The following is an 11,544-nucleotide window of genomic DNA, read 5'->3' as shown; positions in this document are numbered from 1 at the left end:
GGGAAACGACCCTTGGTCGGCTCATGAGGAAGGTGCGGGAAGGCGATGAGACAGTCGATGGGGGTTGACGGGAGGGACACGTCCCCTGCAGCCAACCCGAACACGACCACCCGGAACGGGGAGATCCTGGTCGGTGCCGACGAGGAAAGGCCGGACCCGACCAGAATCACCATACGGATAACCCGCTTCGCGCCGAAACCGGACCGCCCGGCCAGGCAGAGGCGGAATCCCTTTTCCACTCCCTCCCCGGCCATGGCCCGAAGGAGGGTGAGGGGAAGACGTTGGATTCAGGACTATGTCCTTAAAACGGATCCAGGCCGAACCCTTCTCGACTGCCTCCTCGACATCAAGCGCTCACAGGACCCGACCCTGGCCTTCAGATATTCCTGCGGCCACGGGATGTGCGGTTCGGACGGAGTCCTGGTCAACGGTGAGGCCACCCTCCTATGCACGGCGACCGTTGCGGCCAGCGTCAGACATGAGACCGGCGGGCCTGAGGCGACCGCTTCATCCGGTTTCCGCAGGACCGGACAGGCCAGGATCCCGGAGGAAACGGGGGGCGACCACCTGGCGGACTCCGCGCAGGGTCAGAAGAATCCGACCAAGGAAACAGCCGTAACCGGGCGGCATGCTCTGATAGAAATAGCCCCCCTGCCCGGTTTCACCGTTTTGAAAGACCTGATAGTCGACACCGACACCATGTACCGGCAGATCCGCCAGTACACCCCATACCTGAACCATGCAGGCCAGGACGGCCGCAAGGTCTCCGGAGGGGGCGACGCCGACCCGTCCGGACAGGTGGAGTCCTCTCCGGACGGGCCACTGAACGAAACAGGGCCGGAGGCTGACATCGAAGGGGAATACCTGCAGACCCCCGACCAGTTGCGAGCCTATGAGACATTGAGCAACTGCATAACCTGCGGCCTGTGCGAGGCCAGTTGCCCCATATATGCCGGAGGGGAGGCCTTCGCCGGACCCGCCGCCATGATAGCGGCGGCCAGATTCATCAATGACTCCAGGGACGGATCGAGGCAGGAACGCCTGGATGCCATCGACCAGGCCGACGGCATCCTGGCCTGCCAGTCCGTACGCGCCTGCACCAGGCCCTGCCCCAGGGGAATCGACGTGGGTGAGGAGATGTGGAGACTGGTCGAAGCCGTCAACCGTTGACCCCCTCCCCACAGAGGTGCTCGCCATCCCGGCACCGTTGAGCCTGAGGGGCGGGATAATCCGGAAACCAATCAAAAGGGACCGCCCGCACGCACTGCATCCTGTCCGGCCCCTACCGCCGCCTGGTCGGTGAAGAGATCCGGCTGGCCGGCAGACCTGCAGCCGACACGTGCGTGCGCCTGCAAGAAGCCATTACAGCCCCGCCCCACCACCATGAATTTGCTCGGACCCGGGCCGATGCCTCTCCCCCTACCTTGTGCGACCCTGGGATATTCGACCCTGGGATATTCGACCCCGGGATGTGCGACCCCGGGGATGGTCGCCTGTCAGCGTGGTGCACTGGCACACCACCACCCGTGACCTTGTGCGGCCCCCTCATTAGAGTGGACACCATGGATAGAACCTCGTACAGCAACCGTGCCAAGGGCTGGGAATTCGCCGAAGAAAATCCGCTCAACCAGGAGCCGGACCAGATAAGCGCCAGCCGCCGGCAGGCCCTGGAGGAGGGTTTCGGACAGTGCTCCGTGGCCGAAGGGGCCTTTTTGGAGTATCTTGCAGCCGGGGCTGGAGCGGAGTCGATCATCTCCGTGGGCACCGGCTCCGTCGTCCAGGCCCTCCGCCTCATCGCCGGGCTGCACGGCCACGGCCAGTTCACCGCCGTCGATTCCTCCCAACGGGGAGCATCCCTGATCAAAAAGGCCTTCCAGAGCGTGGATGATTCAACCGGCCTGCGCCTGAGGGCGGTCAACACCCAGGCCGGTACCTATTTCACGCGATTGAATCCAGCCGATTACGACATGATCGTCATCGCAGGAGAGAGCAAAAACTACCGTGATGCTTACGACCATGCAGGCCGCCTGCTAAGGCCGAAAGGGCAGCTCGTCTTCACAGATGCCTTCTGCCTGTGTGGAGACGAAAAGGCGGGAGGTCTGATGGATCCTGCCGACCGCTCCGAAAAGAGCGTCACCCTGAGGACGCTCTTGGATTCGCTGGCTGATGATGCCCAGACCCAGGCCTGCCTCCTGCCGGTCGGGAGCGGAATGGCCCTGGTCACGAGGATCTGAGGGAAGGGGCGGCGGTCAGTCGCCCAGGCCCTCCGTCTGCCTGGTGACGGCGGCCACAGCCTCGTCGGGATCATCGGTACGGATGAAGAGCTGGGGGTCCAGGTCCGATATCATCCCCCTCCCCCTGACCGTTGTCGAAATCCACTCGAAGAGGCCATCCCAATAGGCGTTGTCAAAGAGGACGACGGGCATGGTCGCCACCTTGTGGGTCTGGACCAGGGTGAGAAGTTCGAACATCTCATCCATGGTCCCGAAGCCGCCGGGGCAGATGATGACGCCGGAGGAGTATTTGACGAACATCATCTTGCGCACGAAGAAGTAGCGGAAGGTGATTCCCAGGTTGACCCACTCGTTGATTCCCTGCTCTTTGGGCAATTCTATGCCCAGACCCACTGACTTGCCTCCGACCTGGGCGGCTCCGCGGTTGGCGGCCTCCATGATTCCGGGGCCGCCGCCTGTTATGACGGCCATCCCCTTCCGGGCCAGGCCGGCCCCCATCCTGACGGCCGCCTGATAGTCGGGATCGTCAGGCTTGGTCCTGGCGGAGCCGAAGACCGCGGCGGCAGGCCCCAACTCGGCCAGGGCGCCGAACCCGTCCACGAACTCGGCCTGGATCCGCAAGACCCTCCATGGATCCATATGGAGCCAGTCCGTATCCCCACCCGAGGCGAATATATTTGTGTTGGAATTATCCGTTGGAATCATCGGGCCCCTGAGTATGACCGGCCCCCGGTGGTAGGTCGGCCCATCGGGACCGTAGGCGCTGTCTGACATCAGGCCCTCCTGCCCGTCCGCCCGGTCACCTTGACCGGAGGGACCGTCCCCGTCGAAGGAGTCCATGCCATCCACTGCATGAATTGTCCTGTCCGCTTGATTCCTCCGGTCACCGGATTCCGTCAACCTGCCAGCTTCATCGTCCACGATTCCCCGCTCCCGCCTCTCATGGCTTTTCGGCACAGGCACTCACGCCTGCCCTCAACATGACCTTACCAATCCTGGACAACAACCAGGCCCATCATCACCTGCGAGTCCGGAGCGGAGACGGGGGTCGTCCTTCCTGTCAGGAACCATCAGACGCCCGCCCGTGATTTCCACGCGCGCTCAGCCGTACGGCTGACACCGGACGCCGTCATCGGACCATGCCGGACCTGCCTTCATGTCCTTCGCCTTGACAGCACCTCTCCATGCTCCCCTGAAGCCACGGATGGAACATGGATGAAATACCGAGTCATCTGTGTCTGCTCATCTCTGCCGCATCTAAGGCAAAAGCCGGAAGGGTCTGACATGCCGGCCAGACCTACCGTCCAAACCACCGACTCCCCCATACGGACTCCGAAATCCCTACGCACCCTAAGACAGTGTCAAAGGCCTGTGACCTCCATGAATTCCGACGGTGCGAAAATACGCATCGCACGATTCGGACGAGGACCCGCACGGACCAAAATCGCGGGGAGCCCCGAAGCCCGCATCGATTTGTCTTCCGATGCCCTGCGGCCAGCACCTTCACCCGATGGGATACTATGGAATGCGGTGAAAGGCGTCGCAATCCGCCGACCAGCACCCCGTTTGAGAGGTCCACGACGGGACCGGCAGAGTTGACGCAAGGGCAGGCAGACCATGAAAGGGGACATCAGATGCTCAAGGGAATGGATCCAAGGCTCAGTCCGGAGGTCCTCTACCTCCTGGCGAGGATGGGTCATGGGGACAGTGTTGCCGTGGTCGATGCCAACTATCCCGCCTATTCCATGGGGGTTCCCGTCCTTCGGATGGACGGACTGGACGCAGCCCAAGCCGTTGAAGTGATCACGTCGGTCATGCCCCTGGACAGGTTCGTGGAACATCCCGTCCGCTACATGGTCGACAAGCCTGGCGAACCTCTGAGGGAGGCCGCCCGGGCGGTCATGGAAGCGGCCGAGAAGGCGGAAGGGCGCACAATCGACGGCGGTGGCCTGGAGCGGATGGCCTTCTATGATGAGGGGCGGAAGACCCAGGGAATCATCGTCACCGCAGAGACCCGATCCTACGGCGACTTTCTGCTGACCAAGGGTACCTGGCCTGAATTCGATCCCGACTGAGGACCCCCATTGGACTAGGCGATTCTCCTCGTTGCGGGGGCTTATCGCATAGACGTTTTGAACATCACACCCCCGTCGGCCACCCCTACCAGGGAAAGATCAGGCTTCTATTGCGTGAACGCCAGGATCGACCTCATCGACCGCGGCATGGCCAATCTGCCTTACCATCCAGATGGGATCCATCATCTTTCTTGCGTAAAATCGCGAAACTGCCCTATGGCAGCTGGGCACTGATGCCTTAGGTCACACTCCGCTCAATTTCCAGATGGACATATCATTTAGTAATCTGTCAAATGTCGCAGTTGACAATTTGAGGGGGGAAGAGAATGACCAAGCCGACGGGCCACTGGTACAACCGGTTCCATTCACAGGACAGGAAAGACACCCAGCCAACCAGCATTGCCAACACGACCAAGCCGACGGGCCACTGGTACAACCGGTTCCATTCACAGGACAGGAAAGACACCCAGCCAACCAGCATTGCCAACACGACCAAGCCGACGGGTCACTGGTACAACCGGTTCCATTCACAAGATGCGAAACACACCCAGCCCATTCCTCCGGTACAGGGCCAGCCCAGACAGACAATGCCGCAACAGGGGTCCCCATATCCCCCGGCCACAGGTCCCAAAAACACTGTCAAGGTGCCGTGGAAGTCTGTCATTGCAGCTCTCTTGGCTTTCATCCTAGGAGTCTGCATCACCTCTTGCGGGGGCAGCGATCACGACGAATCCCATGATTCCAAGAATCTGTCTGCGAAGTACTCGCAGTCCGAAGAAGAGGTCAGGAATCTCAAGGAGGAGCTCGACCAGACCAAGGATGATCTGAAGGACGCCAAGGAGAAGGCGGACAAGTGGGACAAGGAGCAGGAGGAGAAGAAGGCCGCAGAGAAGAAAGCCGCAGACAAGAAGGCCGCAGAGGAAAAAGCGGCGGCCGACAAGGCGGCCGAAGAGAAGGCAGCAGCCGACAAGGCGGCCCAGGAAAAAGCCGCAGCCGATAAAGCCGCCCAAGAAAAAGAAGCTCAGCAGAGGGCCGCCCAGCAACCTCAACAAGCCCCACGGCAAGAAGTCCGACGGGAGGCCCCGGCACCGGCGGCACCAGAACAAAATGCAGGACTCCCGACCGTCCATGGAGGTGCTTTCTGCTCCCCGGCCGGAGCCACCGGGCAATCGGACCGCAGCGGCAGGATACTGACCTGCCGGACGGCACGCGACGGAAGACTCCGCTGGATGAAATGAACGGGCAGACGAAGATGAAGTTCGGTATCCGCACGCCGGGTGTGAGGCGTTCCGTCAGCGCCCGGTCGGCGGGCAGGTGGAAGCGGCAGGAGGGGAAGGCCCTTTCCCACGGTTACGGCAGGAAAGGCATGGGGTGGATCGGGAACCCCGGGAAGGCCGCCTGTAAGAAGGTCTACCGGAAGACCACGTCCAGCCTGCGGGACCTGTTCGAATAACACTTCTCAAGCCCCGCTCCGGCGGGGCCGTCTCATGCCGATCGGCGACTATGGTGCAGACTCACCCGATTCCCGCGGTCTCCCATACTGCGGTCGCTACTGTGGAAACCATGGGACCAGACAAGGACGACCACGCCACCATCAATCATAAGCACAAGCAAAGGGTCGGGGCCGTCAGCGTCCTCCTCTTCAGCTACTACTTCCTTGTCACAGCCTGGCCATTCATCCTCATCGAGTCGCCCAACGACGACCTTAGATTCCTGGCTTTCATCGGTGCCCTCCACCTATTCGTGGTCATCCCTTTCTCGTTCGTGCTTGGCCTGTGGACGGCAAACCGTTGGGCCGGGAGAGCACAAGACTTCATCTATTACACCATCAGCATCTTCAACGGAATCGGAATCGTCGCTATCATAATGTTCGAGACTGATTCCATTCTATTCAAACAAATATGCTATTTCGCCTTGTCCTCCATCCTCCTGTTCCTCGCCGGAGCAGGAGTTGCCGGCTTATACCACTCGGTGAGGAACCGGAAGAAAAAAGCAGCTCATACCATTAAATGAACCCTGCCGGAGCCCACACACCAGCTTTCAGATATCAACCGTCTGCACCACCGTGCAACGACCCGCGAAGTGCTCCAGCCGGCACGGACCCGCCGTCATTCCCGGTCACCCCGCTAAAAACCGCTCAGCCCAACCCTCACCGCCGACACCCCACCCCGAACAATACGGACAAAAAGCCAGGAAAGGCCTCATCCCCGGCCAGGAGGGGAAGGCAGGGGCCGGATACGCAAGGAAACAGCCTGCAACATGACCCACAGAGAGACCACGCTCGACCTCAAGTGCCCGCACAAGCAGAAAACCACACCCGCCCCGCTCCGGCGGGGATCTTCCGTATGTGCGCCGAAACGTGCATTGGGGGGGGGGATCCAAACCGTCGTCTTCGTTGCAATGCCGACGATTGAGCAAAGGCACTCACTTTGCCGGCGGCGATGAGCATTCGAATTTCAATAAGATATATATCCAGTGTACGTTTCAGCGGCGTCGGTGCCTTGGGTGGTAATGGAAAAGCCCCACAGCCTTTGTAACTGCGGGGCTTACACGTGATGCGCCAGACAGGATTCGAACCTGAAACCCGCTTATCCGTCGTCAGCTGCTCCTCCATTGGGCTACTGGCGCGCATCATCTCAACGTTTTCCACGTCCGGTGCCGAAAACCCGAAAGCGGAGAGGTTACCCTCCCCGCTTGGTTTGTCCAATACAAGAACAGCATCATTCAGTGCTTTTCAGTGATTCGACCATGTCTATTTGATCGAGACTGCGGTTGGTAATGAGCATGACCGCTAGCGCGAAGACCAGGGCCAGTACCGACACAATCAGCCAGCTGAGTGGGGATGTCTGCACTTCAAGGTGGATGCCGGGCATCTTCATCATACCGACCATGGGGTAGGTCAGGCCCCAACCTACCGGCAGTCCCAGGGCGATGCCGAGCAGGGTCAGAATGAGGGTCTCCTTGTTGACGTAGGAGTGGACTTCGCCGCGTCGGAATCCCAGGACCTTGATGGTGGCCAGTTCGCGTTCCCGCTCGGAAATGTTGGTCGTTGAGAGGGTGAACAGGACCACGAAGGCGAGGAGGGCGGCCATGATGATCAGCAGTCCGACCACGTCGTTGATGGTGGCGTAGTTGGTGGCGAAGTCTTCCTTGAGTTTCTGGTTGCTGACAACGGAGAGGAAGGTCTCGTCCTGTTCAAGGTCTTTGGCGGTGGCGATCTTCTTCTGGTCATCGCCCTTGAGTTTGAGCAGGAAGGCGTTGGTCTTGAATGGTTGCCCGTCGGAACCCCGACCATCGCCGGAGCCCTGGGTGTCGAAGGTTGATTCGTAGGCGGATTGGGTCATGTAGAGGCTGTTGCCTGCGTAGTTGTTGGTGATGTCGGCGATGGTGACGCTGTGCCCCTGGTGGAGGTCGTCCTCCGCCCAGCCTGTTGAGCCCGGCTGCAGGTTCAGGAGCTTGGCCGCGTTGACGGTCAGCAGGGCCCCCGAATCAGGGAGGGTCAGAGGGGACTTGCCTTTCCGCGTTTCTTCCAAGCGGATATATCCGTCCAGGCTCTGCCAGTCGGGGATGACGATCAGTTGCAGGCTCACTTGGGTCAGGTCGGCCCCGCCATCGTTCGTGGAAGAGTCCGACTTGGAGCTGTCCTGAGCCCTCAAGGTCATGGTTGTGACCATGATGGGCTGGACTTTGATCACGTCGCCATTGCCAGCAAGCTCTTGGGTTGCCTTCTGGCCGAGGGCTGGGCTGGTGATGGCCATGGCATCGTAGGTATAGGTGCTGCCGTATTGCCGTTCGGGCAGACTCAGCATGGTGTCTTTCAGGGTGAATGAGACCATCATCAGGGCCGAGCAACCCAATACTCCGAAGATGCTCATGAAGGCGCGGGTCTTGTAACGGAAGAGGTTGCGGGCTGTCACCTTGTTGAGGAAAGAGAAGTGACTCCAGATGAATCCCACTCGTTGCAAGAGGATTCTGCCGCCGGCCTTGGGAGCCTGGGGGCGCATGAGGGCCGCTGGACCTTCCCCGAGTTCTCGGGAGCAGGTGCCCCAGGCGGCTCCCTCGATGGTGACCAGGAATATGGCCATGCCCACTGCCGCCAAGAGCCAATTGGCAGATAGGGAATACGAGGGGATGACGTACATCTGTTTAAGCAATGGGAACGCCAGGCTGGGGATTCCGACAAAACCCAGCAACAATCCCAGGAGAGATCCCACCAAAGCGGAGATTCCGGCGAAGGCCAGGTATTTGACAAGAATCTCCCTTTTCCTGTATCCCAGGGCCTTGTAGGTGCCGATCAGCTGCCGGTCCTCCTCGACCATGCGGGTCATGGAGGTCAGACTGATGAGTACGGCGACCAGGAGGAAGAGGAGGGGGAAGGTAATGCCGAAAAGTTTGAGGAAACTGACCTGGGTGTCAATCTGGTTGTAGCTTTGCAGGACCGAACGGTCGCTGACGATCCACTTGGGGTCCGTTTCAGAGGAGGTCCTTGTGGTCTGTGTACCGCTCCTGCCTTCCGGCCCATCGGTACGTTCTATCGCTTTTCTGGTTTGGGATAGATGGTCCCGGTAGTCTTTCCCATAGGAGGACAGGCCGCTCTCAGCCGCGAGTCTCAGGTATGCCGAGCTGTACATGTCCTCCTTCACGGCGGCGGACTTGGGAACGAAGAAGCTGTAGTCCGCCTGGGTGGAGGTTGAGCCCGTGGCAAAGTCGGGGTTGTAGATGTTCTTGGCATCGCTGACCTGGGCGACGATGGTGTATGTCTGGTCCTTGAACAGCATCGGACCTTGGCCGGCGGCGGGTTGGGTCGTGATATCCGAGAGCCGGACGGCGTCACCCAGCTTCTTGCCCGAATCCTTGAGATAGGACTCATTGACCGCTACCTGGCCGCTGTTTTCCGGCATGACACCGGAAAGCCGATAAGGTCGGTTGATGCTATGCGGATTGAGGGCGGAGACCGTCAGGTGCTTACGGCTGCCCGCCACCGTCACATCCAGATTCTGCTCCAGACCACCCGTGATGGCACCGACGCCCTCGACCTCGCCCAGCCGGTCCACGTCCCTCTGATCGAGACCGCCTGCTGCGGTGACCGACAGATCATACAGTCCCTGCTGTCGGTAGTACTGGTCGGCGCTCTTGGCCACATCCTCGGCCAGAGCCGTCAACCCCAGGAAGATGGTCACACCCAGGGCGCTGATGACCAGGATGGATAGGAAACGCTTCCAGCCATGAACGATGGCCCGCCGAACATCCGCCCACATGGCAGTCTTGCGCCGGGTATTGCGGCCTGCCTTGGGGCCGAGGGCGGGGCCATGCCGGTTTGTCTCTGATGTGGTTGCTGTATTCATGGGTTCTGCTCTTTCAAACGTCCATAGGATGTTCCTGCGCAGGGGCCGAATGGTCACCACTCGATGTCCTCGACCGGCTGGGGGGTCATGTTGTCGGCGACTTCCGTGACACGGCCTGACCGGAAGCGAATCAGCCGATCGGCCATGGGCGCGATGGCAGAGTTGTGGGTGATGACCAAGACCGTGATGCCCCTGGTCCGGCAGGTCCCTTGCAGAAGACTCAGAATCTGCTTGCCGGTCTGGTAGTCCAAGGCACCAGTCGGCTCGTCACATAGAAGAAGGTCGGGATTCTTCGCCAGGGCACGAGCTATCGCCACACGCTGCTGCTCACCGCCGGAGAGTTGGGAGGGGAAGTTGTCCAGCCGTTCCCCCAGACCCACATCCTTCAAGATCTGCGCCGGATCCAGGGCATGGCTGGATACCTGGCTGGCCAACTCTACGTTCTCCAAGGCCGTCAGGTTGGGCACCAGGTTGTAGTACTGGAAGACGAAGCCGGTTCCGGTTCTCCGATAGTCGGTCAGCTCCTTATCTGAGGCGGACGTGATGTCCCTCCCCTTGACCAAGACCCTGCCATCAGTGGCCCGGTCCATACCACCCAAAATGTTCAAAGCGGTGGACTTGCCCGCACCGGAGGCTCCGAGAACCACGGCCATCTGTCCCTGTTCAACCGAGAAGGAGGCTTGGTCCAGAGCCTTTATGAGGCTTTCGCCGCTGCCATAGGTCTTGGTGACTGATTCGAAATCTATATAGGCCATTGGTCACCCCTCTTGTCTTTATCGTTCGCCGCCTCATCTCTAGACAGCATGTCGTCTCAGAATGTAGGCTATTTAAGAAAAGCGGTGCCATCAATCAGCAATGGCGGGACGATTGTCGGGTGATAACAGGAAAACTGGCTCGTAGCCTTCAATAATGGCTGCACAGAACAAATGAGACGACCAAGAGCCTGCCAAGTAAAGCATGAACAGGGAAGAGGTCCGCATGGTCACCAAGCAACCGGAAGTCACAGGACGGACCCGCCGACGTCTGGAAGATGCCTTCTGGCAACTTTACGAGCAGCGCCCCATCGAAAAAATCACCATCAAGCAGGTCACCGACCTGGCGAACTACAACCGAGCCACCTTCTACCTCTATTACCAGAACCTCTACGACCTACGCGGCCAGATAGAGGAATCCCTGCTGAACGAACGCGAGCGCTTCGTCGATATCCACTTCACCGGTCAGCCCCCGCTCGAAACCCTCCGCGACGAAACCGAGGCGTTCCTGATCCGCACCCAGGCCGACGCCAAATACTTCAGGGTACTTCTGGGCCCCCACGGCGACCCCGCCTTCGTCTCCCGTATGAACGACTTCGCCAAAGACACCATCCGCCTCTACCTGACCTCAACCGCCACCGATCGCAGCCTCTCCCCCATGGACCTCGACTACCTCACCGAGTTCTACGCCGCCGGCAAACTCGGCATAGTGAGAAAGTGGCTGGATGACACTCACCCTATGCCACTTGATAAGCTCGTTCTATTGATGACAGATACCGCAGCACCGCCGGCAGTCGGATTCCATTCCAATGAAAAATCTCTCAGCGAACAGATTTGATACGCTCTACAGAAAGTAACCAATCCGGGACGCTCGTCGATGTCGGCAGGGGCCATTCCTGACTTATATGGAAAGGCTCTCCACGTTCCCTTCTGCCGGGTCTGCCAAACACCCGTCAGGACAGCACAAGCCCGACTCGAACACACCATGTGCGGCTTGCTTTCACCCAGGTCAATCCATGCAGTCCGCATGAGAGGACTGACTTCCCTGCGTACCCACCACACTCCGGCACCATTGGCCTTGATCGAACCGTTGACGACGCACTCGTTGCCGTCGGACCAAAAGCCCACTCGACCCACC

Annotated in this window: 10 protein-coding genes; 7 read left to right on the top strand and 3 right to left on the bottom strand. The window is 59.9% G+C overall.

The window, feature by feature from the left end:
- The first annotated feature begins 45 nt into the window (after nucleotides 1-45).
- Together V6584_RS03325 and V6584_RS03320 are read left to right on the top strand one after the other, a co-directional pair.
- Entirely contained in the window at nucleotides 46-1,170 is a 1,125-nt protein-coding gene (locus V6584_RS03325) for a succinate dehydrogenase/fumarate reductase iron-sulfur subunit (RefSeq protein ID WP_340469022.1), read from the top strand.
- A 392-nt stretch (nucleotides 1,171-1,562) separates the two neighbouring features.
- The gene (locus V6584_RS03320; RefSeq protein ID WP_340469021.1) at nucleotides 1,563-2,234 is read left to right on the top strand and encodes an O-methyltransferase; all 672 of its coding nucleotides are present in this window, start codon (nucleotides 1,563-1,565) and stop codon (nucleotides 2,232-2,234) included.
- 15 nt (nucleotides 2,235-2,249) lie between these two features.
- On the opposite strand, the gene V6584_RS03315 is transcribed toward V6584_RS03320, so the two are convergent.
- A complete protein-coding gene (locus V6584_RS03315; RefSeq protein WP_340469720.1) occupies nucleotides 2,250-3,008 on the bottom strand; it encodes an LOG family protein in 759 nt (252 codons plus the stop codon).
- 860 nt (nucleotides 3,009-3,868) lie between these two features.
- On the opposite strand from V6584_RS03315, the gene V6584_RS03310 reads away from it, so the two are divergent.
- From V6584_RS03310 to V6584_RS03295, 4 genes are all read left to right on the top strand, one after another.
- Nucleotides 3,869-4,309, top strand: coding sequence for an RbsD/FucU family protein (locus tag V6584_RS03310; RefSeq protein WP_340469020.1), 441 nt, complete (start codon nucleotides 3,869-3,871; stop codon nucleotides 4,307-4,309).
- 674 nt (nucleotides 4,310-4,983) lie between these two features.
- Nucleotides 4,984-5,547 carry a hypothetical protein gene (locus tag V6584_RS03305; protein WP_340469019.1) on the top strand — a complete coding sequence of 188 codons (564 nt, stop codon included), beginning with the start codon at nucleotides 4,984-4,986 and terminating at the stop codon, nucleotides 5,545-5,547.
- Nucleotides 5,548-5,561: 14 nt separating this feature from the next.
- Nucleotides 5,562-5,762, top strand: a complete 201-nt coding sequence (locus V6584_RS03300) for a hypothetical protein (protein WP_340469018.1) — start codon at nucleotides 5,562-5,564, stop codon at nucleotides 5,760-5,762.
- Nucleotides 5,763-5,872: 110 nt separating this feature from the next.
- Entirely contained in the window at nucleotides 5,873-6,322 is a 450-nt protein-coding gene (locus V6584_RS03295) for a hypothetical protein (protein WP_340486190.1), read from the top strand.
- Nucleotides 6,323-7,029: 707 nt separating this feature from the next.
- Here V6584_RS03295 and V6584_RS03290 read toward each other — a convergent pair.
- Together V6584_RS03290 and V6584_RS03285 are read right to left on the bottom strand one after the other, a co-directional pair.
- The gene (locus tag V6584_RS03290) at nucleotides 7,030-9,567 is read right to left on the bottom strand and encodes an ABC transporter permease (protein ID WP_340469014.1); all 2,538 of its coding nucleotides are present in this window, start codon (nucleotides 9,565-9,567) and stop codon (nucleotides 7,030-7,032) included.
- A gap of 140 nt (nucleotides 9,568-9,707) precedes the next feature.
- A complete protein-coding gene (locus V6584_RS03285) occupies nucleotides 9,708-10,409 on the bottom strand; it encodes an ABC transporter ATP-binding protein (RefSeq protein ID WP_340469012.1) in 702 nt (233 codons plus the stop codon).
- A gap of 202 nt (nucleotides 10,410-10,611) precedes the next feature.
- On the opposite strand from V6584_RS03285, the gene V6584_RS03280 reads away from it, so the two are divergent.
- Nucleotides 10,612-11,244 carry a TetR/AcrR family transcriptional regulator gene (locus V6584_RS03280; RefSeq protein WP_340486187.1) on the top strand — a complete coding sequence of 211 codons (633 nt, stop codon included), beginning with the start codon at nucleotides 10,612-10,614 and terminating at the stop codon, nucleotides 11,242-11,244.
- Nucleotides 11,245-11,544 lie beyond the last annotated feature (300 nt).

Source organism: Bifidobacterium favimelis (assembly GCF_037963085.1).
In the GTDB taxonomy this organism is placed as follows: domain Bacteria; phylum Actinomycetota; class Actinomycetes; order Actinomycetales; family Bifidobacteriaceae; genus Bombiscardovia; species Bombiscardovia favimelis.
The sequence above is the reverse complement of the archived record's forward strand: the minus strand, read 5'-3'. Positions and strand labels throughout refer to the sequence as shown.